Below are 23,454 nucleotides of genomic sequence, written 5' to 3'. Positions count from 1 at the left end.
CTTAGCCTCGCTAGCGGCCGCCAGCGCGCCGGCTTTCGCCGCTTCGGTCTTCCTCAATCTCAGCCTGCAGCCGGAGGTTTTCCTCGGCCAGGATGGCCATTTTTTGTCCCAGGCGGCGGATGCGTCGCTCGTGCCGAGAGGACTCGATGTCCGATTTGAGCATTTTCAGCAGCAGCATCCCGATCGCCAGGGAAAAAAGGAGGTTTGGCGGATAGGAAACGCCGGTATACCCGGCAATCAGGTCAATCGTTCGCGGAAACAGCCCCAGCACAATTGTGATACCGGCCACCACAAGCCACCACAGCGCATACGGACCATGGAGATGATCGCGTCGAACCAGGTAGAGAATGGCACCCGCCAGCAAGATGCCAATAAACGATGTGGTCACCTGGTAGCTCATGCTGCCTCCGCGTTGTGCCGGCGCCGCGGACCCAGACGGGACACGCACAGCACCGTGGTTTGCATCATGTACTGAGCAACAACGAACCAGGAACTAAAAACCCTTGAATGGCCCGCTTTTCTTGCGGACATCGTGACTGGCAATTCCTCGATCGTAATGCCCTGGCGCTGCAGCAGCATGAGTACCCCGATATCTTGATAGTCCAGCAGGCTGGCGTAGCGGCGCCCAAGCACCTTGATGGCCCGCAGGTTGTAGGCCCGGAGGCCGGAGGTGAAATCGCGGATCGACAGCCGGGTCAGGAGCCGAAAATAGGCCCAAGCGACACGTTTGGCGGCGCTGAGGCGGTGAGGGCAGGCCCCGACGGCGACGTCCGTCCGGCCGCTGACAACCGCCTGAAGGATTTTGTTGACCGACCGGGCGTGATGCTGGCCGTCGGCATCCATCGTCACAACAAAGCGGTAGCCGTACTGCAGCGCATAGCGCAGGCCGGCCTGCGTGGCGCACCACGCGCCCATAGAAAAAGGCAGTTTGAGGACCGCCGCACCGGCCGTGGCGGCGACTGCGCCCGTTCGATCGGTGCTGGCGTCGTCCACCACCACCACGCAGCAGCGGTGGCGACTGCGGATGTCACTAACTACCGCACCGACGGTTCGTTCCTCATTACGAGCGGGAATGACAACCAGAAAATCGGACCGGTTTTTTCGGTCCGGCAATGCGATAACATCTCCCCGGGCGGGTTGTGACGTCATCTAAGTCCCCAAAATGCACCTTATAACTGTGTATTTTACCACCGGTTTTCACGTTTTATCGATGTTTTCTGACATTTTTCCGTGGGCGGCGAAAAAAAGTGCACTTTTTTCGAATTGTGTGACGCTTTTTCTGCGTGTTATCCGCTTCTACCTAATGAGAACGCTGCTTCCGAGCAGCTATAGTTGGGAAAAGATCACCCATTGATCACTTAGGAGAGGGTTATTCCATGAAAAAGTTAGCAACAAGCATTGCTGCACTCGGCCTGCTCGCCGGCGGTTCTGTCGCCAGCGCCTGCACCCTGAGCGCGTGGTCGGCACCGAGCGGCACAGCCCCAGTCGTCGGCGGCCCGGCTGACCCCGTGACCGTTTCACGCTTCGGCGGTATCTGCGCCATGCAGGCGGATTCCGGCACGCAGTGGGTGCAAGACAACTCACCTGCAGCGGAAGGAACGCTGATCGTTCGTTTTTATGTGCTCGTTAACGGATCGGGCGACGCGACGGTCTTTGAGGCCTATTCTGATGAGGGCGGATCTACGCCTGTCTTCTCAGTTTCGACGACGGGATCCAACGTCACCGTCACGCCGGCTTCGGGTACCGCAGCTTCCACTAGCGCTGGCGCGGGTTGGACGCCGATTGAAGTCAGCTGGACCAGCGGCGGCGCGATCAGCCTGTGGGTTGGCGGCAACGCCGGCGCCGGCGATGCCGCGGACGCCACCGGTACCGACACGGGCAGCGCGACGGTTGAAGCCATTCAGTTTGGCGCCGTGAACGGCCTGGGCGGTTTCACCTCCATCAACTTTGACGACTATGAGTCTCGCCGGACGACGGCTATTGGCCAGCTGTGCCAGGGCGATGCCAACAACGACGGCACCATTAACGTTGTGGACGCTTCTGCTGTAGTTGCCGAGCGTTTGAATCCGACCACCAATCCGGCGCCTGGGGCTCCAGATGCTAACGGTGACGGCACGATTAACGTCGTTGACGCTTCTGCGATCGTTGCGATTCGCCTCGGTCCGACCGCCGGTGCTTGCCCGTAAGCGCGGCCAGCCAAATAGCTATCTAGTTTAGGAGATTGAAAATGTTGAAAAACACGATGAAAACGCTGGCTGCTGCGTCACTGCTGGCTTCGGGTGCGTCCTTTGGTGCCGATCTGATGGTCACGCCATTCGCCGCTGGAAACCAAACGCAGCTCCGCTTCGAGTTTGTGAACGACGAGTCTGCAGTCACCGCGCTTGAATTCGATATCAAGCTTGAGGGTATGGGCAGCGCCAAAATTGAAACCGGCAACTGCACCGCTGGTATCTTCACCAACCACTCTGGCAGCTGCGCGTACAACGCGGAGCGGAAAACGCTGACGGTGCTGGTTTTCAGCCCCGCCAATGAGGTGCTTCCGACCTTTGAACTCGGTTCGGTCACCCTCGGTGTCGCGCCTCAGCAACTCGGCAGCCTGAAGGTTCAAAACCTGGTGATGGCTGACACGAACGGTAAAGCGGTTGAAGGCGGTACGCTGATGCTTGATAAATCACTTCTACGAGACGCGCTAAGTGACGAGAAGTTAGACCAATTTTCCGCGAAATAATCAGTCGATAACGCTTCCGACGCCGTCAGATTGTGGTATGCTCTGGCGGCGTCGTTTTGCGACTTCTAAAAACTCAAGGGGTGATAACAATGCGTTTTACGTCCAGCACAGCGGCGATATTGCTGCTTCTTTTGGCCTCGACGGCTGGCGCCCAGCCGTTTTTCACGATCGGATCAGGCAGCGGTAATCCCGGCGCCGGCGTTACGGTCGATTTTTCATTCAGTGACGGTGGTCAGAGCCTCGACTCGTTCGAGGGGACGATCACTTACGACAGCGCAAACCTGACCGCAGACCTGTCGGCTTGCGGTGGTTTCACGAACGTTGTCCCGCCGGATGCGATCCCATCTTGCTCCGACAATGGCTCTGGCGTGATCACCGTTATCGGCTTCAGCGGCTCCGGTTCAGCACTCACCGGCCAAAGCCTGGGTTCGATCACGTTTACGATCGGCGCAGGCGTGATGCCGCCGATGGACTTCTCGCTTGATGTGGGCGGTGAGGCCTTTGCGTTCGCTGGTGGCACTGTCACCGCTGGTACTTCAACCGACGGAACAATCTCCGCGGCCGACGGCCCTGGACCCGGTGTGTTGAACGTTCAGCCGGCTACTCTCGGACTGATGGCCGACGTGAATGCTGCCGCTGGTACAGGCGTGATCACCATCTCCAACGACGGTGCGATGATCGACGCGACGATCAACCCTTCTTGTTCGCTGGGGCCGATCACTGGCTCAGCTTCCATTACGGTTACGGCGGCGCCTGCGTCTCTGGCGCCGGGAGCTAGCGGTACGGTCACCGCCAGCTGCTCAGGTGCGACAGTCGGACAGTCGACTGCTACTTATACATGTACCGCCGGCGCGGCAACCGTGACGAATGGCGAGACGGCTATCACCTGCGACATCGCTGTGGGTACGCCGAATCCGAATCCGGCGGGCGGCACTACCACGGCTATCAACGTTGGCCCGGTTACTCGCGGCAACTCTGGAACGGGTGCGCTGACCTTCACGGAGACCAACAACTCCGGCGGTGCGTACGACGTGTCTTGTGTGCTGACCGACGACGGCATGGGTGCCTTCGCCATCACCAGCGCCACAACCGCTACGGTTAACGCGGCCACGCCGTTTGCACTGACCGTCAGCGGTACGTCTACCCAGACCGATCCGCAGCCCACGGGCGTGGCTACCTGTACCTACAGCGCCGGCGCCACCGGCACGGTTACGATCAACCTCGGTATCGCCCTGGTGCCGGAGATTGTTCCGACCATGACGGAGTGGGGTCTGATTCTGTTGACCCTGGCTCTCGTAGGCTTCGGTGCCTTCCAGCTGCGTCGGCGGGCTCCGCTGGCGTAAGCCAAAGCAACACCAAAAAAGCCGGGGCTTGCCCCGGCTTTTTTTTGCCTGCAATTTCTTGGCAGCACCTTTAGATGCTCAACCGCGGGCCATAAGCCCTGACCAAAACGCGTTTGAGATGGCGGCAGGAGGCGGTCATGAAGTATCTAGCCCGGGAAGGGCAGGAGGCGGTCATCCAGAGCGATGTGAACGTGCTCAGGCTTGTACCAGTCACCGAGGACGATACGCCGGGCGGGTGCGTCGTTAACGACCAGAGCATGGTCGCCCGGGCGATGCGTGTGTCCGTGGATCATCTGCTGGACGCCCGCTTTAGTCATGCAGGACATGACGGCGTCCGGGTTTACGTCCATGATCTCTTCAGCTGCTTCCCCGGTATGGCGCTGGGACTCGTCTCGCGCTTCGTTTGCCATCGCCAGCCGTTGTTCGACAGTCTGAGCTAGCACCGCCTGCTGCCACTGAGGATCGCGAACCTTTGCGCGAATCGCCTGATAGACGTGATCGTCGGTACACAAGTGATCGCCGTGGCTTAGGAGGGTGGGTTTGCCGTTGATGGTAATCACGGTCGGATCGTCGAGGATTGTCATGCCGCAATGGCTCGCAAACTCCTCACCGAGCAGGAAATCCCGGTTACCGGCCATAAAAAACACGCCGACACCGCGTTCGGACAAACCCTTAAGCAGGACCGCCGTCTCTTTTGCCGTCGCCGGAACGTAGTCGTCCCCAATCCAGAATTCGAACAGGTCGCCGAGGATATAAAGCTCAGCCAGCCCGTCGCGGTACCGTTCGAGACAGTCTCGAAACGGCTTTAGCGACTGCGGGTTGGTGGGGTCGAGGTGGAGGTCTGAAACGAACAGTTTCACCGCGTGCTACTGATCTCCTGACGCCGCTTCGGGTAACGCCTCGGGTGTCGGCGCTACCGGGGCCTCAACCTTTTCGGCCTTCAGGACGACGATAGGCTCGCGGGGGACGTCTCGTGGAAAGGGCCCGCCGGGTCCGGTGTCCACCACACGCATGGCTTCGATCACGTCCATGCCTGAGACCACCCGGCCAAAGACGGCGTAGCCCCACGCTCGGGAGTTGGTTTTGCCGGTGTGGTTTAACGCCAGGTTGTCGGCAACGTTAATGTAGAACTGCGACGTCGCCGAATGGGGATCCGCGGTTCGAGCCATCGCGAGGGTGCCTTTGACGTTGGGCTCCATATTGTCCGCTTCGTTGGTAATCGGCTCTCGTGTCGGTTTTTTGGTGAACTCCGCCGTATAGCCGCCACCCTGGATCACAAAGGAACCGATGATGCGATGAAAGACCGTGCCGTCATAGAACCCATCGTCGACGTAGGCAAGAAAATTTTGGACGCTGACCGGCGCTTTTTCAGGCAGCAGCTCCACGACAAACGCACCCATCGAGGTATCGAATTCGACAAACGTTGCTGCGGCGGCGGTTTCGCTGCCTTCGGTCTCAGCGCCGTCCTGGGCGAGGACCGACGTGCAGCTCAGGGCCGTCGCCAGCATGATGGTTCGCAACATGTTCTGCTCCCTCAATGAAGGACGCCAGTCTACCCAAAAGCGCGACCTCAAACACCTGAAAACCCCCTTTTCCCGTCGACCGAAGCGGGGAGTGGGCCTGGTCGACTAAGAGCTGGATGTAGACACGCTTCGAACGGAAAAGCGTAGAGTTCTGAGCTTGCCCGCTTGATTTTGTGTGGGACGGCTCGCGGGGCCGAATGGTCAAAAAAACAGCAGTGGGCACCGCTAAGGCATGATCAAAAATACCCCTTGTCAGGGACGAATATGATAAAATCTCGCGAACTGAAGGCTTACAGTGGCGCTGAGTGGGAGACGCCCTGTTTGGACCCTTAGCGGAAAGATCATTGGGTATCCATTCCCGAGGGGCTGGTTTTTCTGCGGGAAGCATCCAGGCAGCCGTCGATTCTGCCAGATCGGCGGGTTTTTGGCCCGCGCGGCTGCGCAACCCACCGCCATTTGACGATAAGAAAAGGTCAACTCTATGGCTGAACTGGCCAAAGAAATCCTGAAGGTCAATTTAGAAGACGAGATGCGTCAGTCCTATCTGGACTACGCGATGAGCGTTATTGTCGGCCGCGCGCTGCCGGACGCGCGCGATGGCCTGAAGCCGGTGCATCGACGCGTGCTCTATGCCATGTCCGAGCTGGGCAACGACTGGAACAAGGCGTACAAAAAGTCTGCCCGCGTGGTGGGTGACGTAATCGGTAAGTATCACCCCCACGGTGACTCGGCGGTTTACGACACGATCGTGCGGATGGCTCAGCCGTTTGCCATGCGCTACATGCTGGTGGACGGTCAGGGCAATTTTGGTTCGGTTGACGGCGATCGAGCGGCCGCCATGCGCTACACCGAAATTCGCATGTCGCGGTTGGCGCACGAGCTGCTGCGCGACCTGGATCGCGAAACCGTCGATTTTGCGCCGAACTATGACGAAACAGAATCCGAGCCAGTGGTGCTGCCCACGCGGGTGCCCAACCTGCTGGTCAACGGGTCAGCGGGCATCGCGGTGGGCATGGCCACGAATATTCCGCCCCACAACCTGACCGAGGTGGTGAGCGCAACCCTGGCGCTCATCGATTCGCCCGAGCTCGATGTCGATGAGCTCATGGAACACATGCCGGGTCCTGACTTCCCGACGGCGGGGATCATCAACGGCGCGGCCGGTATCCGCGAGGCTTACCGCACCGGCCGCGGACGGATCTACGTCCGGGCCCGCACCGAGATTGAGACCGACGAACGCAACGGAAAGCAGACGATCATCGTCAGCGAGCTGCCTTACCAGGTCAACAAAGCGCGCCTGATCGAAAAGATTGCGCTGCTCGTCAAGGAAAAGAAGCTCGAAGGGATCACCAATCTGCGGGATGAGTCCGACAAGGACGGTATGCGTATGGTGATCGAGCTGCGTCGCGGTGAGGTCGCGGACGTGGTGCTGAACAACCTGTATCAACAAACGCAGATGCAGAGCGTGTTCGGTATCAACATGGTGGCGCTGCTCGACGGTCAGCCTCGGCTGCTGACGCTGAAGCAGGTCCTGGAGGCGTTCATCAGCCACCGCCGTGAGGTGGTCACCCGCCGCACGCTTTACGATCTGCGCAAAGCCCGCGACCGCGCCCACGTCCTGGAAGGTCTGACGGTGGCGCTGGCCAACATCGACGAAATCATTGCGGTGATCAAAGCCTCACCCGGACCCAAGGAGGCCCGCGAGGCGCTGCAGTCTCGGCGCTGGGAGCCGGGCGTGGTGGCGAGCCTGCTGTCACGCGCCGGCGCGGAGGCGTCTCGCCCCGAAAATCTCGACCTGTCGCTCGGTCTGTCCGACGAGGGTTATCAGCTTTCTGAGGTCCAGGCGCAGTCCATCCTCGACTTGAGGCTGAACCGCCTGACCGGTCTTGAGCAGGACAAACTGGTGGCGGAATACGAGGAGATCCTCGACGCCATTGCCGAGCTTCTGGCAATCCTTTCCGACCCGGACAAGCTGATGGCGGTGATCCGTGAGGAGCTTGAAGACCTTAGAGAAAAGTTTGGCGACGAGCGGCGCACGGTCATCAACGAGCGTCACACGGGTCTGAGCCTCGAAGATCTGATCAGCGAGGAAGATGTGGTGGTGACCTTGTCGCACGCCGGCTACGCCAAAGCACAGCCGCTGGACGCCTACCGGGCCCAGCGACGCGGGGGCCGTGGGCGATCAGCGACCAGTATGAAGGACGAGGATTTTGTCGATAAGTTATTTGTCGCCAACACCCACGACACGCTCCTGTGCTTTACGTCCAACGGCAAGATCTACTGGATTAAAGTGTTTGAGCTGCCGCAGGCCTCTCGAGCTGCGCGCGGCAAACCGATCGTCAATCTGCTGCCCCTGGCTGAGGGTGAGCGTGTGAACGCGGTCCTGCCGGTACGGGAGTTCCTCGACAGTGAGTACGTCTTTTTTGCGGCCCGCTCTGGCTACGTCAAGAAGACGCCGCTATCAGCGTTTTCACGCCCTAGGGCTAATGGGATCATCGCCATCGATCTGCCGCAGGACGACGAGCTGATCGACGTGGCTATCACCAACGGAGAGCACCACATTCTGTTGTTCTCCAGCGCCGGCAAAGCTATTCGCTTTGACGAGTCGGACGTTCGCTCGATGGGGCGCACGGCTCGGGGCGTGATTGGTCTGCGCCTGGCTGATGACGCCACGCTGGTCTCAATGATCGTCGCTGACGGACGCGCGATTCTGACGGCAACCCAGAACGGCTTTGGTAAGCGGACGGCGTTAGAAGAGTTCCCCAGCCACCGACGCGGCGGGCAGGGCGTCATTGCGGTGCAAACCAACGACCGCAACGGAGACTGCGTTGGGGCGGTTCAGGTTTGTGATGACGATGAGGTCATGCTGATCAGCAATGCCGGGACGCTGGTGCGAACGCGCGTGGAAGAAATCTCGGTTCAGGGTCGTAACACCCAGGGTGTCACGCTGATTCGTCTCGGCGACGAAGAAGATCTGGTCGGCATTGCGCCAATCGAGTCGATGGAAGACGAGGACGAGGATAGCGAGCTGGAGGCAGATGGACAGACTGGCGACGGCGACGAAGCCGGTCCATCCGATCCGGAGCCGAGACCCGACCCAGAATCCGGCCCAGAACCCGACGCCTAGGTTTGGTGAGTCAATCGGCCAGACGAGCTGGCACAAAAAAGCCCCTGATCACAGGGGCTTTTTTGTGGGTCTTAGGTCAGCTGGCCTGCTGACCTGTTGTATCGTTACAGGGCGGCGAGAATCGCCTCAGCGCTGCTGACGCGGAACTCGCCGGCGTCCTCAATGTGCAACGCGGTGACAACACCGTTGTCGGCGATCAGCGCAAAGCGCTGTGAACGCAGCCCCATGCCGAAACCACTTGCGTCCAGCTCAAGCCCAAGCGCTTTGGTGTAGTCGCCGTTGCCGTCAGCCAGCATCAGGACCTTGCCGTCCGCATTCTGGTCTTTGGCCCAGGCGTTCATGACAAACACGTCGTTGACCGACAGGCAGGCGATGGTGTTCACGCCTTTGGCGCGCAGATCGTCATAGCTGTGCAGGTAGCCGGGCAGATGTTGCGCGGAGCAGGTCGGGGTAAAGGCGCCGGGCACGGCAAACAGCACCACTTTCTTGCCTTCAAAAACTTCTTTGGTCGAGACGTTTTTGACGCCATCGTCCATCACAGCAAAGGACCCTTCGGGAAGGGTGTCTCCGACATTAATCGTCATGGGGGAACTCCTGGTTTCTTTTTCTGGCTCTATGGCCGGTCAGGCATTGATGAATTCACGAATGGTGCCGGCGAGGGTGCCTTCATCCACGGGTTTGGTCAAGTAGCCCTTGGCGCCTTGCCGTAAGCCCCAGACCCGGTCGGTTTCCTGGTTTTTTGTGGTGACCAGAATGACAGGTATGTGTGCCGTTGCCGCGTCGCGGCTCAGCGATCGCGTTGCCTGAAAACCATTGAGATTCGGCATCACAACATCCATCAGCACAAGATCAGGCAGTTGCTCCTTGGCGGTCTGGACCCCCTCCGCTCCGTCTTCCGCGGTCAGCGTGTCGTGGCCCAGTTTTTCCACGATCTTTTGCAGGCTGTAAAGCTGTGATGGCGAATCGTCAACTATGAGGATTTTAGCCATGTTGTGGTAAAGCGGTCCCTTCCTTCTGGGTCGTACTATACCCCAAATTGGGCCCCAGTGACGCCAGCGGCCCTGCCGTTCAGCCCGCGGTATGGACCACTGTTCGGCCCACCGATTCACCGCTCAACAGCAGCTCAAACACCTCTGGAAGCTGCTTCAACGTCACCTCGCGGGTGATGATCTGGTCGAGCAGCGCGGGTTTCAGGTCTGACGCTAACCGCTCCCAAACCTGTCGCCGAAGCGGCATGGGGCAGCCGGCTGAGTTGATGCCCAGCAGGCTGATGCCGCGAATAATAAAAGGCATGACGGTCGTGTGGAGCTCGTGGCCGCCGGCCAGCCCGCACGAGGCGATGCTGCCCCATGGGGCAACGACGCGAGTGAGCCCGGCGAGCATTTCGCCACCGACGGTGTCCACGGCGCCCGCCCAGCGATGCGTCTCCAGCGGGCGCTGTCCCCAGTGCAGATCCCGGCGGGAAACGCACTGCTTGGCACCCAGCTCGATGAGCAGGTCAAAGCGCGCTGACTTGCCGCTGATCGCGTGAACATCAAAGCCTGCCTGGCTGAAGACCTGTAGCGCCAGCGTGCCGACGCCGCCGCTGGCACCGGTGACAACAACCGGCCCCATATCGGGGACCTGGCCCACGGCCTCCATCCGAAGCAGACAAAGGCCCGCGGTAAATCCGGCCGTGCCAAGCCCCATGGCCTCGCGCGTGCTGAGGCCTTTCGGTAATGGGACCACCTTGTCACCCGAGACCGTGGCGATCTGGGTATACCCGCCGTCCACCGTCTCAGACAGGCCGCAGCCGGTGGTCAGCACCGCGTCCCCTTCCTGGAACTCCGCGTGGCGTGAGGCCGAAATGCTGCCGGCGAGGTCAATGCCGCCGACGAGCGGAAATCGGCGCAGGATGGCACCCTTTCCGGTCCCGGCCAGCGCGTCTTTGTAGTTGACGCTGGAGTATTCGACGGCAATCCGGACCTCACCGTCGTTGAGTTCGGGCACCGGCAGCTCCTTGAGGCCCGCCTGGTGGGTTTTTCCGTCGCGGTCGATCTGGAATGCGAGCGTCGTTTGCGTCATGACCTGAACTTTGTCCGTTCAGTTCGCTCGGTGAATCGCTCGACCGTCCAGGTGGAGCGCCGCTTCGTGAACGGCCTCGGACATTGTTGGATGAGCATGCACGATGCGCGCGAGATCCTCGGAACTGCCGTGAAACTCCATGGTGACCACCGCCTCAGCGATCAGTTCGGACGCCTGGGCGCCCACAATGTGAACGCCCAGCAGTTCGTCCGTTTCGGCGTGTGCAATCATCTTCACCAGGCCCGCGGTCTCACCCATGGCGAGCGCCCGACCAGTCGCGGCAAAGGGGAAGCTCCCAGTCCGAATCGGTATGTCGCGTTCCTTGGCTTCCTGTTCGTTGATACCCACCCAGGCGATTTCCGGCTCGGTGTAAATCACCCAGGGAACCACGTCGAGGTTGACGTGGGATGCCTGGCCGGCAATCCGTTCAGCCACCGCAATCCCCTCTTCGGTGCCTTTGTGGGCCAGCATCGGGCCGCGGACCGCGTCGCCGATGGCGTAGACGCCGCCTGCGGCGGTCTGGCAGTGTTCGTCCACCTCGATGCGGCCACGATCGTCCAGGGTCACGCCGGCGGCTTCATCGACACAGCCTTCCGTTCTGGCCCGTCGCCCGACAGCCACCAGCAGCCGGTCGAAAGGCACCACGTGCTCGGTGCCGTCAACCTCGTAGGTGACCTGCACCTCCTCACCCTTAACCTCTGCCGATTTGACTCTGGCGTTCAGACGAATATCCAGGCCTTGCTTCTTGAACTCACGCTGTGCGGCCCGGGCGATATCCCGGTCACACGCGCCGAGAAAGTCGGGCAGCGCCTCCAGGAGCACCACCTCTGATCCCAGCCGTCGCCAAACGCTGCCCAGCTCCAGGCCGATCACGCCGGCGCCGATTACGCCAAGCGATTCCGGCACCTTATCCAGGTCCAGCGCGCCCGCGTTGTCCACGATGTATTGCCCGTCAAACGACACGTTGGGTATCTCGATAGGCACCGAGCCTACCGCCAGGATCACGCTGTCAGCGCTGATGGTCTGCGTTTCGGAACCGTCCAGAGGCGTCAGCTCCACCTGCTTGCCGGCCAGCAGCTTGCCGTGCGCGGCAAACGTATCGACGCCCGCGCCCTTGAGGAGCTGCTTGATGCCGCCGGTGAGCTGCCCCACGATCTTGTCCTTGCGGCCGATCATGGTGCCAACGTTGATTTCCACGGGGCCGGTGCTGATGCCGTGGGCCGCGTAGGTGTGGCTTGCATGCTCGAAGTGTTTGCTCGAATCCAGCAACGCCTTCGAGGGGATGCAGCCCACGTTCAGGCAGGTTCCCCCGAGGGAGGGTTTGCCGTCTTTGTTTTTGAAATCATCGCAGATCGCGGTTTTCATGCCGAGCTGGGCGCAGCGAATTGCCGCGGGGTAGCCGGCGGGTCCGGCCCCGATCACAATTACGTCATAGTCTGCCAAGGGTCTTCTCCGAGAAGCAGTCAGGTTTTTAGGGGTTCAAGAGACGTGCGGCAGATTCTGTCACCAACGGGACAAAATAGGCCGCACCTCCCGCTAGATGTCTAGCAGCAGCCGCGCCGGGTCTTCCAGGGCGTCTTTGATGGCCACCAGGAACAGGACCGCGTCTTTGCCGTCGATGATCCTGTGGTCGTAGGTCAGAGCGATGTACATCATGGGCCGCGCCACAACCTCACCGTCGACGACCACCGCCCGCTCCTTGATCGCGTGCATCCCGAGGATGGCGCTCTGCGGCATATTCAAGATGGGGGTCGACAGCAGCGATCCAAAGGTGCCGCCGTTGCTGACCGTGAAGGTGCCCCCGGTTAGATCCTCAAGCTTTAGCGTCCGCTCTTTCGCCTGGACGGCGTAAGTGCGAATCCCTTGCTCGATTTCCGCGAAGCTCATGTGGCCGGCGTCCCGCAGGATTGGCACCACCAGCCCGCGGTCACTCGCAACGGCGATACCGATATCCTGGTAGCCGTGGTAAACCACGTCGTCACCGTCGATGCTCGCGTTGACGATCGGGAACCGCTTCAGCGCCTCGGCGGAGGCTTTGACAAAAAAGGACATAAAGCCGAGCTTCACGCCGTGGCGCTCGGCGAAGCGGTCCTTGTGCTGGTTGCGCAGCGCGATGACGGCCGAAAGATCCACCTCGTTGAACGAGGTCAGCATAGCGGCGGTGTTGTTGGCGTCGACCATCCGCTGGGCGATTCGCTGGCGCAGCCGGGTCATGGAAACCCGTTCCTCGGGTCGGGGGCCACTGACCGCTCCCGGACCGCCTTCCATATGCCGCAGCACGTCGCCTTTGGTGATCCGGCCGTCGCGACCCGTCCCGCTGATCGATCCCGCATCGAGCTGGTTCTCGGTCACCATCTTGCGCACTGAGGGACTGAGGTTGTCGGCGTTGGCACTCTCAGCGGCCGGAGCGGCTGGCGCCGGGTCGGGTTCCGCCGCCGGTGCGGCCTCGGGAGCTGCTGCCGCGGCCGGAGCCGCCTCAGCGGCTGGAGCGGGTTCCGCCGGCGCCTCGCCTTCCTCCACGATGCCCAGCACCTGACCGGTGGTCACCAGGGCGCCGGTATCCTCACTGATATCGGCGACCGTGCCGTCGCAAGGCGAGGGAACCTCGAGCACCACTTTGTCGGTTTCCAGGTCCACCAGATTTTCGTCGCGGCGGACAAATTCGCCGGGCTTCTTATGCCAGGTGGCAACCGTGGCATCCGATACGGACTCCGGCAGCACCGGTACTTTGATTTCTTGCGTCATGGTTGAGACAGCCTCAGATGGTTAGATGGGCGGTGACGGTTATTCCACCGCTAGCTCGATGCCGCCGCCCGGAGTGAGGGCTTCGGCAACCAGCGCTTCCTGTTCCTGAACGTGCTTTCGCAGTCGGCCTGCCGCCGGTGACGGCGACACCGAGCGGCCGCAGTAGAGCAACGTCTGATGGTCCTTGATGGTTGCCTGCAGGTGGTGCTTGATTTGATACCAGGCACCCTGGTTCATGGGTTCCTCCTGGCACCAAACCACCTCTTTGGCGTTGGGGTAGTCCGCCAGGAGCCGGCCGAGCAGTACCCGCGGGAAAGGGTAGAGTTGCTCGACCCGGATCACCGGCATCAGCGAGTCCTCGCGCTTTTGGCGTTCGCTGACGATGTCGTAGTAGACCTTGCCAGAGCACAGCAGGATTCGTTCGACCTGATCGCGCTGCTTGACCACGCGATCCGGGATGACCGTCTGGAACTGACCGTCGCCCAGCCGGGCGAACGCGGACGTTGAGGCCTTGTTGCGCAGCAGGCTTTTGGGGGTCATGACCACCAGCGGCTTGCGCGTGGCGCGGATCATCTGTCGCCGCAGCATGTGAAACATCTGTGCGGGCGTGGTCGGTACGCACACCTGAATGTTGTCGAAGGCACAGAGCTGCATAAAACGCTCCAGCCTGGCAGAAGAGTGCTCCGGACCCTGTCCCTCATAGCCATGGGGTAGGAACATAACCAGGCCGCTCAGGCGGCCCCACTTGGCCTCGCCGGAGCTGATGAACTGATCGATGACCACCTGGGCGCCGTTAACAAAATCACCGAACTGCGCCTCCCAGATGCACAGGGTCCTCGGGTCCGAGCTGGCGAAGCCATACTCAAAGCCCAATACCGCTTCTTCGGATAGAAGCGAATCGATGATGGTGACAATCTGGTGCGCCTCATCGGCGGATTCCGGGCCACGCGCAAAGGACTCGAGCGGCGCATGCAGCTCACCGTCGTTCTGGTTGTGCAGCACGGCATGCCGGTGAAAGAACGTGCCGCGGCCGCTGTCCTGGCCAACCAGTCGGAGGCCGTAACCTTCCTCCAGCAGGCTCGCGTAAGCGAGGTTTTCGGCGAAGCCCCAGTCGACCGGCAGGTCGCCGGCCAGCATCTTGCGCCGATCGTCCATGATGCGCTGAACCCGAGAGTGCAGAATAAACCCCTCGGGCAGCGTTAGCAGCTTCTCACCCAATTGCTGCAGCCGTTCGTTCGAAACCGTTGTGTCCACCTGTTCGCTGAGAACACCGTCCAGATGGGGCTGCCAGTTGATGGTGAAAGGATTGGCAAACGGTCCGTCGATAATCTCGGCTACCGGGTGCCCGGCGTCGAGCGCGTCGCGGTAGTCCGCTTTGATCTTGTCATCGCCAGCCCCGTCGAGGATACCCTGGTTCGCCAGCGACCGTGCGTAAAGCGCCCGGGTGGTCTCCAGCTGCCGGATCTTTTTGTACATCACAGGCTGCGTGGCAGCCGGCTCGTCAGCCTCGTTATGGCCCAGCCTGCGATAGCACACCAGATCGATGACCACATCCTTCTTGAAGGCCATGCGGTAATCGGAGGCGATCTGCATGCAAAACATGACCGCTTCCGGATCGTCCCCGTTGACGTGGAAGATTGGCGCCTGAACCATCTTGGCCACTTCCGTGCAGTACAGCGTCGAGCGGGCGTCCAGCGGGTTGCTCAGCGTGAACCCGATCTGATTGTTGATCACCACGTGCATGGTGCCGCCCACCTGAAAACCTCGGGCCTGAGACATGTTGAACAGTTCCATGACCACGCCCTGGCCGGCCACCGCCGCATCGCCGTGGATCAGAACCGGCATCACCTCTTTGTGCGTAAAGTCGCCGCGGCGCGTCTGGCGAGCGCGGGCGGAGCCGGCGACTACCGGATCGATGATCTCCAGGTGTGAGGGGTTGAACCCCAGGGTGATGTGAACGATGCCGCCGGGCGTTTCCAGCTCCGAGGAGTAGCCGAGGTGGTACTTGACGTCGCCGACGTGGAACGGGTCGTCGCTCTCGTTCTTACCTTCAAATTCTTCAAAGAGCAGGGCGGGCGACTTGCCAAGAATATTGACCAGCACGTTAAGACGGCCGCGGTGTGCCATGCCCATCACCACCTCTTCGACGCCCTGGCTGCCGACCCGCTGAATCATCCCGTGGAGCAGGGGAATCAGCGATTCGCCGCCCTCGAGCGAAAAACGCTTCTGGCCGACGTATTTGGTGTGAAGGTACTTCTCCAGGCCTTCGGCGGAGGTCAGGTGCTCGAGGATGCTGATCTTTTCTTCGCTGGAGAAGTTGGGTCGTCCGGCGGTGCGCTCGAGCCGTTCCTGCAGCCAACGGCGCTGGGCCGTGTCCGTGATGTGCATGTATTCCGCGCCGACGCTGGTGCAGTAGACCGATTCGAGCAGCGCCACCAGATCGCGCAGCGTCATCTGGTGTTCGTTGGCGAGGGTGCCGGTATTGAAAATCGTGTCCAGATCCTGATCGTTCAGGCCATGGGTCGCAAGGCTAAGGTCGGGTACTTCGGGACGTGGGCTCAACTCCAGCGGATCGAGATTGGCTCGCTGGTGACCCCGCAGGCGGTAGGCATTGATCAGTCGCAGCACGCCGGCCTGCTTTTCGATCAGATCGTCGCTGACGGAAAAGGTGCCCGCCGCTTTGCCGTTCTGCCTGCCAAGGGCGGCAAAACGGTCAAGCACCGGCAGATGCCTCAGATCGTTGCTGCCGCCGAGGCCGCGAAAGACTTTTTGCCACTGTTCCGGGACCCCGTGTGGGTCGACCAGATAGTCGTCGTAGAGTTCTTCGAGATACGTCGCATTGCCGCCGGCCAGATGGGAGGTCTGGAGCAGCTCGTCGAGCCTTTTGCTCACGTGGTTTTTATCCTTTCCTTAAGCGGCGGAAGTATACCTCAGCTGAGGTTTTGCGTCTGCGAAAATGGCGCTAGTTCAAAGCGCCAGCCGGCGGAAGTTTGGATCGGGGCTGGCGGCCTCCCACATGGGGTCAAAGAGCTCCAGCTGGCGCCGTGCTTCCCGCCGGTGCCACAGCATGCTGTAGCCATCGAACTGGTCTCCGAAGGGACGCAGCAGCAGGTGGTGTTCATCACCTACCGAGAAGGCGCTGGGGTAGTCCTGGTGATCCTTGGCCGGGCGTCGGATCTGAATGACGCTGGGCAGGCGTTGAGCGAGGGCGATCAGCGGGTGACAGGCCTGGACCGCTGCGCCTGAGTCCAGGACCAGGATTCGGATCTGTGGGCGAAGATCACAGACCGCCAGGCTGCGCAGCTGCTCCATCAGCAGCGGCTGATCGAGCACGCGGCGGTCGAGGTCCCGCGAAAAAATGGTCAGCCGCCGGCGCGTTGCCTTGAGCTGTTCGTGCCATTGCCGCAGCAGGTTGACTCGGTCGTCGAAGTCGCTTCGCCCCGGATTCTGGTCTCCGGCTTCAGGGCGCTCGTGCAGGCTGGGCGAGGCCGGCGCCGGGGGACTCAGCTCCCGACGCATCCACACGTGATCGATGCCAACGTCCTGGAAGATCTCACCGTAGGGTTCGAAGCCGTGGCGCTGGTAAAAGCCGGTTGCGTACGTCTGGGCCGCGAGGCGCAGTTCGCCAAGATGCTGCAGGCTGCCCGCTTCGACCGCGGCGCGCAGCAGCGCATCACCCACTTTTTTCCTTCGCCAGTATTTGAGCACGGCCACGCGGCCGATTCTCCCGTCCCGCGTCAGGCGCGCCGTGCCAATCGCGCTGCCCGTCTGATCGAGCGCCAGAAAGTGCTGCGCCGTCGGATCATCGTCGTCCCACTCCTCATCCTCCGGTACCTGCTGCTCGACGATAAACACCTCGGTGCGTACCGCCCGGATAGCGCTCTCGTCAAAACGCCAGGTGGCTGGCTCTACAAAATAGTCGTCGGTAATCATGCCTGGCGAAACACACCCTCTCGGCAAAGCGCCGACAGCAGGTCTTGCTGCCCCGCCTGCGCCAGCTGCACCAACTCGGCCGATGACAGAATCCGGTTGCCGGCCAGCATCGCGGCGTTCTGGGGATCGACCGCATAGCGTTCGCCGTTGGCAAACAGCCAGCCCGAAGGCCCCTCTGCGTACCAGGCCAGCAGGGCACCGGGTACCCGGGTCAGCGACACGCCGGCCAACAGGGCCTCATCGCGTTGCGGAACCGTTGCCGAGCCGTCGTCTGCCCAATCGACGCCACCGCGGGTCACCATCTCGCCAAACCAGCAGGCCAGGTTGGCGTCGGTGACATGCTCGACGCCCCCGAGCGTCCGGCGCAGCTGAGCCAAATCCTCAGCGACGATCTCACCCGACCGTTGCCCGGTCCGGTATGGATCGACCAGGCGCTGGGATTCTTCGCAGTGTCCGATTTGCCATTCTGCAAAGTCGGCCCAGAGCTCGGCGGCCGACGGCGTGCGAAGACCGATAGACCAGGTGGTGCAAGCGTCCAGGGCAACGCCGTGATGGGGAACGCCCGGCGGAAGATAAAGGCAGTCGCCTGGCTCCAAGACCCACTCATCGGTCGGCTGAAAATCGGCCAACAGCTGGAGCTCCTGATCGGGCCGCAGGCGGCCGTCGGGGTCGGCGCTGGCGTCTATTTGCCAGTGGCGCCGGCCGATGCCCTGCACGAGAAAGACGTCATAGTGGTCCAGGTGGGGTCCCACCGAGCCGCCGGTCGCGGCATAGCTGACCATCACGTCCTCCAGTCGCCAGCGCCCGACCCTGGCGAACCGATCCAGGAGCATGTCAGCCTCGGGGAGGACCTTGTCGACGTCGCGTACCAGCAGCGTCCAGGGTAGGTCTCCGGTTGGCGCGGAAAGATCCGGGCCGTAGCGCACCGAAAAGCCGTCGTCCCGGTCCGGGCCCTCAACCAGGCGGCTGTGTAGCCGCGGATCGGTGATGGCTGATAACAGCCAGGGCAGGTCAACGCCTTGGAGTAACGTCGCATCGATCGCGTCGCGAACCAGCAGCGGGCGTCGCTGCCAGTACTCGTCAAAAAACGCGTCGCTGCAAAACTCGCTGAAGCGTTCAGATGTCATCCGCCAGCTTCTCGGCCAGACCCGTATAGGCCGCCGGCGTTAGCTTTTTGAGCGCCATGGAAACATCTTCCGGCAGCGCCAGGTCGTCGATCAGTCGGGCCAGCGTTTCGTGATCGATCTGCTTGCCGCGGGTGAGCGCCTTCAGTCGCTCGTAAGGATTTTCGATGCCGTACAAACGCATGACGGTCTGGACCGGCTCAGCCAATACCTCGATTGCCGCCGCCAGGTCCCTCGCCATAACGTCGGGGTCGGCCAGCAGTTTGCCCAGGCCTTTGTTCAGCGATGCGTGGGCAATCGCCATGTAGCCAAACGCGGCGCCCATGCTTCGCAGGACGGTGGAGTCGGTCAAGTCGCGCTGGAAGCGCGATACGGGGAGCTTTTCTGCCAGGTGTGACAGCACCGCATTGGCCAGCCCGAGGTTCCCCTCAGCGTTTTCGAAGTCGATCGGATTGACCTTGTGCGGCATGGTCGACGATCCCACCTCACCTTCAACCGTGCGCTGCCGAAAATACCCCAGTGAAATGTAGCCCCACAGGTCGCGGCAGAAGTCCAGCAGGATCACGTTGACCCGTCGGCAGCCGTCAAAAAACGCCGCCAGATTGTCATGGGGTTCAATCTGCGTGGTATACGGATGGTGCGACAGCCCGAGTCCCTCAACAAAACGCTGGCTGACCTGCGGCCAGTCGACCTGAGGCAGCGCGACGACGTGGGCGTTGAAGTTGCCCACCGCGCCGTTGATTTTGCCGGTGACCGGCACAGCGGCAAGGCCGTCCAGCTGCCCCCTCAGTCGGGCCACTACGTTGGCGAGCTCCTTGCCGAGGGTGGTCGGCGATGCGGTCTGGCCGTGGGTGCGCGACAGCATGGGAATAGCGGCCAGCTCACGTGCCATCCCTGCAATGCGTTCGGTCAGGTCGCTGAGCGCGGGTATCGCTACCGTTGCTCGATAGTCGAGGATCATCAGCCCATAAGCGAGATTGTTAATGTCCTCGGACGTGCAGGCGAAATGAATCAGCTCGCTGACGGGAGCAAGCTCAGCATGTCCCGCCAGCCGGTCTTTCAGGTAGTACTCCACCGCCTTGACGTCGTGGTTTGTCCGCGCCTCGATGGCTTTGACCTCTCGCGCCTGCTCGGGGTCGAAATCTTCCAGCAGCTGGTCCAGATGCTGCCGCGCGTCATCGCTTAAGGGGCCGCCGAAGCGGTCGACCACCGGCGGAAGCTCACAAAGGTGCTTGAGCCAGGCAATCTCGACCTGCAGGCGGCGCCTGATCAGACCGAATTCGCTGAAGATCGGCCGCAGCAGGGCCGTTTTGCCGGCGTAGCGCCCGTCCAGCGGGGAGACGGCGGTTACCGGGTCGAGGTCCAGAGTCATGTTGGCGTCCGTGAGTGGGGCAGAAGCCCAAACCGCCTATGATACCGCCGACGAAGGGTGGGTGCCCGCCTGCCGGGTGTTCGGCAGGCCGGGATTTACCTGGCGTTATTAGGCGTCGTCGCGGTACCGACGGATGTAGATCGCGGCAGCGATGCAGACAACGCCGAAGGCGACGCCCCACCACAGGTCGGCCTGGCCAAAGCGTTCGAAGACCGAGGCCCAGGAGGCTGGCGATTCGGTGACGCCATCACTGTCGAAGCTGAGGGTGCCAACCTGGATCGAATCGTTCTGGATCGATAATTCGATCGGCACAACCCCACCCAGCAAGCGGTTGCCCAGCACCTGCCAGTAGCTGAAGTCAAAGCTCAGGTATTGGGTTGCGGTGATCCATTGGTAAACAATGCCGAGCAGCACCGGCGGCGCCACGGCCCAGAGGAATGGCTTGGAGCGGGCAAAGGCTGAGGCCAGGATCGCCCAGCCCCATACCGGCAGCATCCAGAACGCCTGCACAAAGTACGCTGCCAGCATAAAGGTCCAGACGTTGAGCGGATCGGCCGGCCCCCACAGATACTCATAGACCGGTATATCGCTGAACAGAAACAGCACGCTGGCGATAATCAGCATGGCAACGTGCATCAGCGCGATCGCTATCACCCAAAGAAACGGGGCGACCAGGCTGCCGGCCACCAGCTTGGAAAGCGTGGTTTTGGTGTCCGAAATGGGGAGCGACTTCCAGAAGAGGAAGCTGCGGTCCCGGCGATCGTCGTACAGCGACCCCAGGAAATAAAAGAATACGACAAACAGCAAAATCAGGTGGTAAATCGCTGAAGATCCAAGAAGGTTGAGATCCCACAAGACGTCAAGCTGATCCTTCGGCACCTCCTTGATGGCGGCGACCGCCCGGGTCAGCAGGAATTTTTCGCCGTCAATTTCGTTGATCACCGTGCTGAGCGCCGTCAGCAGCGCCACCGTGACAAAGACAAAAAATCCCCCGATGCCCAGCGGCAGGGTCCAGAAGGAACCGCGGTTCTCCCAGAACTCACGTTTCAGCAGCATCCCAAAGCTGCTCAAGGCAACGCTCTTCATGCGGCTTCGTCCTTCATGGTGGCGACAAACAGGTCCGCGATGCTCGGGTTGTGCAGTTCTCCCAGCTCAGCAAGCGCCAGCTGGTCTGCGTTGTCATAGAGAAAGACGAATTTGCCAAACACGGAGCGTTCGTGGATCGGCTTCAGTGCCCGGGCTTCGTCCGCTGACTCCGGCGCCACCATCACCTCGACAAAGCGCTCAGCGATGTCCTCCATGCTGGCGTCGATGATGATCTTGCCGTCTTTGATGAACATCAGATCAGTGAGGATGTGCTCCACTTCCTCCACCTGGTGGGTGGTGATGATGATCGTGCGTTCTTCGTCGAAGTAGTCGTTCAGCAGGTTGGAGTAAAACTCTTTCCGATAGATGATATCGAGGCCGAGGGTGGGTTCATCCAACACCAGCAGCTTGGCATCGATGGACATCACCAGGGCCAGATGCAGCTGGGCGATCATGCCTTTCGACAGCTCTTTGACCCTGGACTCGGGCTTGATCTTGGTTTTCGACAAAAAGCCGAGCGCCCGCTCCCGCGAAAAGCGCGGGTGAACGCCTTCGACAAAGTCCACCGCCTGATGCACCTTCAGCCACCGGGGCAGGACCGCAACGTCGGCAATAAAACACACCTGATCCATCAGTTCGTGGCGCTGCTTCATCGGATCCATTCCGAGGATCGACAGCTCGCCGTCGAAGCTGGTCAGGCCGAGCATGGCCTTGAGGGCGGTGGTCTTGCCAGCGCCGTTGGGACCGATCAGGCCAACGATGCGGCCTGGCTCGATCTGAAAACTGACGTTGTCCAGCGCTACCGACGACTTGTATTTCTTTCGCAGCCCGTTCGCGTTAACGATCGCTGACATCCGCTTCCCCTTTTGATGATTCTCCGTTGTCTCCGTTGCCCGTCTGATGACCGGTCCCCCCGGCCATCAGCTGGTCTGCGCTGAGTCCCAGGCGCTGAATTTTTGCCAGGACGCCGGGCCACTCCTTTTCCACAAATTTCTCCCGTTCTGCCACCAGCAGGCGCTCCCTGGCGCCCGTACGTACGAACATTCCCAGACCGCGGCGGCGCTCCACCAGCGCGTCGTCAACCAGGCTCTGGTACGCTTTTGAAACGGTGATCGGGTTGAGTTGAAAGTCTGCTGCGACGGTGCGGACGGACGGCAGCGGGTCGCCGTCGCCGAGCACGCCATCGAGAATCATTGCGATGGCGTGATCGCGCAACTGCACGTAGATAGGCTGGCTGTCGTTCCAGTGGCGGCGCATCAGGGTTGGGTCGTTTGGTGCGTTAGCGCAACCAGCCCACAGACAGATCCAGCAGTCGGCGGCTCTTCTTGCCGTCCACCGGCGCGTTGACGGCGGCGGTGGAAATGCACTCACTGGTAAAGACGTCGACGACCTGGTCGCTTTCGCCCAGCGACGACATGAGATAGGCGGCGCTCAGCATGATGCCCAGGGCTAACGTCTGTGCCCCCAATACGGCTGCGATCAATACACCTGGTCGCGTGAAAACGGTCTTGCTCATGCGTTGGCTGCCTTTGCCGGTTTAGTGTTGTAGTGAACTATAACACCCATTGAGCCCTTGAGACAGGGTGCCAGGAGTCACGGTCCGGCCGATGCAACGTTTTTACAAATGCGCGCTCTAAGGCACAATGCACCCCTTTTTTGGCAGATGGAGCCACTATGAACGCACGTAAAACCCTCTTTCACGCCGTTTGCGCGTCAGCGGCCTTGGTGGCCGTCAACGCTGTCGCCCAGGATATCCAGGGCGAAGATGCGGAGCTCAGCTACAAAATGGGCTATGACATCGGCGTGCGTATGCAGGAGATGGGCATCAAGAACCTGGATCCGTCTGCTTTCTCCGCCGGCGCAATGGACGCGATGGCGGACAAGGACAGCCAGCTCTCCACAGCCCAGTCTGACGCGGCTGCCGCGACGCTGACGCGTCTGCAGTCCGAAGAGATGGACCGTAAGCGGCTCGAGCTTGCCAACGCTGCAGAAAACAATCTGAAGATCGGCAAAGCCTTCCTGGATGAGAACGCGCAGCGCGATGGTGTTCAGGTGACCCCATCGGGACTGCAGTACGAGGTGGTGCGCGCCGGCGACGGCCCCCGCCCGAAGGCGACGGACACGGTGCGGGTGCACTACCAGGGCACGCTGATCGACGGGACCGAATTCGACAGCTCCTACAGCCGCGGCGAGCCGGCTGTGTTCCCGCTCAATCGAGTGATTTCCGGCTGGACCGAAGGGCTTCAGCTGATGCCGGTGGGTAGCGAGTATCGATTCTGCATTCCCTCAGATCTGGCCTACGGCGGACGAAACCAGGGCAAGATCGGCCCCAACTCAACGCTAGTCTTTAAGGTGGAGCTTCTCGGTATCGAGGGCTGACCGCCGTCCTGACTCCGGCCGACGGCCGGG

General features: G+C 61.2%; 22 protein-coding genes. 5 read left to right on the top strand and 17 right to left on the bottom strand.

The genetic code is table 11. From position 1 onward, the window contains the following. Positions 1-10: 10 nt before the first annotated feature. Both AAF358_06105 and AAF358_06100 read right to left on the bottom strand, forming a co-directional pair. The gene (locus AAF358_06105) at positions 11-400 is read right to left on the bottom strand and encodes a DUF2304 domain-containing protein (GenBank protein ID MEM7705106.1); all 390 of its coding nucleotides are present in this window, start codon (positions 398-400) and stop codon (positions 11-13) included. Continuing rightward, the gene (locus AAF358_06100; protein ID MEM7705105.1) at positions 397-1,149 is read right to left on the bottom strand and encodes a glycosyltransferase family 2 protein; all 753 of its coding nucleotides are present in this window, start codon (positions 1,147-1,149) and stop codon (positions 397-399) included. The genes AAF358_06105 and AAF358_06100 overlap by 4 nt, the downstream gene beginning before the upstream one ends. A gap of 227 nt (positions 1,150-1,376) precedes the next feature. Here AAF358_06100 and AAF358_06095 point away from each other — a divergent pair, with 227 nt between their 5' ends. The 3 genes from AAF358_06095 (at position 1,377) to AAF358_06085 (ending at position 4,071) form a co-directional block, all read left to right on the top strand. Next, positions 1,377-2,186 (top strand): dockerin type I repeat-containing protein, encoded by an 810-nt coding sequence (locus AAF358_06095; GenBank protein ID MEM7705104.1) that lies wholly within the window; start codon positions 1,377-1,379, stop codon positions 2,184-2,186. 41 nt (positions 2,187-2,227) lie between these two features. Further along, entirely contained in the window at positions 2,228-2,728 is a 501-nt protein-coding gene (locus AAF358_06090; GenBank protein MEM7705103.1) for a hypothetical protein, read from the top strand. A gap of 89 nt (positions 2,729-2,817) precedes the next feature. Then, complete coding sequence (locus tag AAF358_06085) at positions 2,818-4,071, top strand: IPTL-CTERM sorting domain-containing protein (GenBank protein MEM7705102.1); 1,254 nt, start codon at positions 2,818-2,820, stop codon at positions 4,069-4,071. Between the two features lie 146 nt (positions 4,072-4,217). Here the strand turns inward: AAF358_06085 and AAF358_06080 are convergent, their stop codons facing one another. Then, on the bottom strand, positions 4,218-4,931 hold the full coding sequence (locus AAF358_06080; protein ID MEM7705101.1) for a UDP-2,3-diacylglucosamine diphosphatase: 714 nt from the start codon (positions 4,929-4,931) through the stop codon (positions 4,218-4,220). Positions 4,932-4,937: 6 nt separating this feature from the next. Continuing rightward, positions 4,938-5,594 (bottom strand): peptidylprolyl isomerase, encoded by a 657-nt coding sequence (locus AAF358_06075; GenBank protein MEM7705100.1) that lies wholly within the window; start codon positions 5,592-5,594, stop codon positions 4,938-4,940. Between the two features lie 481 nt (positions 5,595-6,075). Here AAF358_06075 and gyrA point away from each other — a divergent pair, with 481 nt between their 5' ends. Next, positions 6,076-8,721: a DNA gyrase subunit A gene (gyrA, locus tag AAF358_06070; GenBank protein MEM7705099.1), complete on the top strand. Its 2,646-nt coding sequence runs from the start codon at positions 6,076-6,078 to the stop codon at positions 8,719-8,721. Between the two features lie 104 nt (positions 8,722-8,825). Here the strand turns inward: gyrA and AAF358_06065 are convergent, their stop codons facing one another. The 13 genes from AAF358_06065 to AAF358_06005 all read right to left on the bottom strand — a co-directional run bounded on the left by AAF358_06065 (position 8,826) and on the right by AAF358_06005 (position 22,561). Next, entirely contained in the window at positions 8,826-9,305 is a 480-nt protein-coding gene (locus tag AAF358_06065; GenBank protein ID MEM7705098.1) for a peroxiredoxin, read from the bottom strand. A gap of 39 nt (positions 9,306-9,344) precedes the next feature. Further along, positions 9,345-9,710: a twitching motility response regulator PilH gene (gene pilH / locus AAF358_06060; protein ID MEM7705097.1), complete on the bottom strand. Its 366-nt coding sequence runs from the start codon at positions 9,708-9,710 to the stop codon at positions 9,345-9,347. Positions 9,711-9,789: 79 nt separating this feature from the next. Further along, positions 9,790-10,785 carry an acryloyl-CoA reductase gene (locus tag AAF358_06055; protein MEM7705096.1) on the bottom strand — a complete coding sequence of 332 codons (996 nt, stop codon included), beginning with the start codon at positions 10,783-10,785 and terminating at the stop codon, positions 9,790-9,792. Positions 10,786-10,803: 18 nt separating this feature from the next. Further along, positions 10,804-12,228, bottom strand: coding sequence for a dihydrolipoyl dehydrogenase (gene lpdA, locus AAF358_06050; GenBank protein ID MEM7705095.1), 1,425 nt, complete (start codon positions 12,226-12,228; stop codon positions 10,804-10,806). Between the two features lie 93 nt (positions 12,229-12,321). Continuing rightward, positions 12,322-13,530: a 2-oxoglutarate dehydrogenase complex dihydrolipoyllysine-residue succinyltransferase gene (gene odhB / locus AAF358_06045; protein ID MEM7705094.1), complete on the bottom strand. Its 1,209-nt coding sequence runs from the start codon at positions 13,528-13,530 to the stop codon at positions 12,322-12,324. 39 nt (positions 13,531-13,569) lie between these two features. Further along, positions 13,570-16,422: a 2-oxoglutarate dehydrogenase E1 component gene (locus AAF358_06040; GenBank protein MEM7705093.1), complete on the bottom strand. Its 2,853-nt coding sequence runs from the start codon at positions 16,420-16,422 to the stop codon at positions 13,570-13,572. A 75-nt stretch (positions 16,423-16,497) separates the two neighbouring features. After that, complete coding sequence (locus AAF358_06035; protein MEM7705092.1) at positions 16,498-17,463, bottom strand: GNAT family N-acetyltransferase; 966 nt, start codon at positions 17,461-17,463, stop codon at positions 16,498-16,500. Then, positions 17,460-18,590: a cupin domain-containing protein gene (locus tag AAF358_06030; protein MEM7705091.1), complete on the bottom strand. Its 1,131-nt coding sequence runs from the start codon at positions 18,588-18,590 to the stop codon at positions 17,460-17,462. Before AAF358_06030 ends, AAF358_06035 begins: the two co-directional genes overlap by 4 nt. After that, a complete protein-coding gene (purB, locus tag AAF358_06025; GenBank protein MEM7705090.1) occupies positions 18,580-19,959 on the bottom strand; it encodes an adenylosuccinate lyase in 1,380 nt (459 codons plus the stop codon). Before purB ends, AAF358_06030 begins: the two co-directional genes overlap by 11 nt. A gap of 108 nt (positions 19,960-20,067) precedes the next feature. Next, the gene (locus tag AAF358_06020) at positions 20,068-21,045 is read right to left on the bottom strand and encodes a hypothetical protein (protein ID MEM7705089.1); all 978 of its coding nucleotides are present in this window, start codon (positions 21,043-21,045) and stop codon (positions 20,068-20,070) included. Beyond that, positions 21,042-21,899, bottom strand: a complete 858-nt coding sequence (locus tag AAF358_06015) for an ABC transporter ATP-binding protein (protein ID MEM7705088.1) — start codon at positions 21,897-21,899, stop codon at positions 21,042-21,044. Before AAF358_06015 ends, AAF358_06020 begins: the two co-directional genes overlap by 4 nt. Further along, a complete protein-coding gene (locus AAF358_06010) occupies positions 21,883-22,302 on the bottom strand; it encodes a GntR family transcriptional regulator (GenBank protein MEM7705087.1) in 420 nt (139 codons plus the stop codon). The genes AAF358_06015 and AAF358_06010 overlap by 17 nt, the downstream gene beginning before the upstream one ends. A gap of 22 nt (positions 22,303-22,324) precedes the next feature. Then, positions 22,325-22,561: a hypothetical protein gene (locus AAF358_06005; GenBank protein ID MEM7705086.1), complete on the bottom strand. Its 237-nt coding sequence runs from the start codon at positions 22,559-22,561 to the stop codon at positions 22,325-22,327. 158 nt (positions 22,562-22,719) lie between these two features. On the opposite strand from AAF358_06005, the gene AAF358_06000 reads away from it, so the two are divergent. Further along, a complete protein-coding gene (locus tag AAF358_06000) occupies positions 22,720-23,424 on the top strand; it encodes an FKBP-type peptidyl-prolyl cis-trans isomerase (protein MEM7705085.1) in 705 nt (234 codons plus the stop codon). The last annotated feature ends 30 nt before the right edge of the window (positions 23,425-23,454 follow it).

It is taken from the genome of Pseudomonadota bacterium (genome assembly GCA_039033415.1).
GTDB lineage: Bacteria > Pseudomonadota > Gammaproteobacteria > Xanthomonadales > SZUA-38 > JANQOZ01.
Note: the sequence above shows the minus strand (reverse complement) of the source record. Positions and strands in the feature narration are given on the sequence as shown.

Bases quoted from the DNA above. Each gene is read 5' to 3' on its own strand.
- AAF358_06005 (MEM7705086.1), bottom strand. From the start codon at position 22,561: ATGAGCAAGACCGTTTTCACGCGACCAGGTGTATTGATCGCAGCCGTA.
- gyrA (MEM7705099.1), top strand. From the start codon at position 6,076: ATGGCTGAACTGGCCAAAGAAATCCTGAAGGTCAATTTAGAAGACGAG.
- AAF358_06090 (MEM7705103.1), top strand. From the start codon at position 2,228: ATGTTGAAAAACACGATGAAAACGCTGGCTGCTGCGTCACTGCTGGCT.
- AAF358_06020 (MEM7705089.1), bottom strand. From the start codon at position 21,045: ATGAAGAGCGTTGCCTTGAGCAGCTTTGGGATGCTGCTGAAACGTGAG.
- AAF358_06105 (MEM7705106.1), bottom strand. From the start codon at position 400: ATGAGCTACCAGGTGACCACATCGTTTATTGGCATCTTGCTGGCGGGT.
- AAF358_06015 (MEM7705088.1), bottom strand. From the start codon at position 21,899: ATGTCAGCGATCGTTAACGCGAACGGGCTGCGAAAGAAATACAAGTCG.
- purB (MEM7705090.1), bottom strand. From the start codon at position 19,959: ATGACTCTGGACCTCGACCCGGTAACCGCCGTCTCCCCGCTGGACGGG.
- AAF358_06095 (MEM7705104.1), top strand. From the start codon at position 1,377: ATGAAAAAGTTAGCAACAAGCATTGCTGCACTCGGCCTGCTCGCCGGC.
- AAF358_06075 (MEM7705100.1), bottom strand. From the start codon at position 5,594: ATGTTGCGAACCATCATGCTGGCGACGGCCCTGAGCTGCACGTCGGTC.
- AAF358_06085 (MEM7705102.1), top strand. From the start codon at position 2,818: ATGCGTTTTACGTCCAGCACAGCGGCGATATTGCTGCTTCTTTTGGCC.
- AAF358_06100 (MEM7705105.1), bottom strand. From the start codon at position 1,149: ATGACGTCACAACCCGCCCGGGGAGATGTTATCGCATTGCCGGACCGA.
- pilH (MEM7705097.1), bottom strand. From the start codon at position 9,710: ATGGCTAAAATCCTCATAGTTGACGATTCGCCATCACAGCTTTACAGC.
- AAF358_06010 (MEM7705087.1), bottom strand. From the start codon at position 22,302: ATGCGCCGCCACTGGAACGACAGCCAGCCTATCTACGTGCAGTTGCGC.
- AAF358_06055 (MEM7705096.1), bottom strand. From the start codon at position 10,785: ATGACGCAAACGACGCTCGCATTCCAGATCGACCGCGACGGAAAAACC.
- AAF358_06000 (MEM7705085.1), top strand. From the start codon at position 22,720: ATGAACGCACGTAAAACCCTCTTTCACGCCGTTTGCGCGTCAGCGGCC.
- AAF358_06030 (MEM7705091.1), bottom strand. From the start codon at position 18,590: ATGACATCTGAACGCTTCAGCGAGTTTTGCAGCGACGCGTTTTTTGAC.
- AAF358_06065 (MEM7705098.1), bottom strand. From the start codon at position 9,305: ATGACGATTAATGTCGGAGACACCCTTCCCGAAGGGTCCTTTGCTGTG.
- AAF358_06035 (MEM7705092.1), bottom strand. From the start codon at position 17,463: ATGATTACCGACGACTATTTTGTAGAGCCAGCCACCTGGCGTTTTGAC.
- odhB (MEM7705094.1), bottom strand. From the start codon at position 13,530: ATGACGCAAGAAATCAAAGTACCGGTGCTGCCGGAGTCCGTATCGGAT.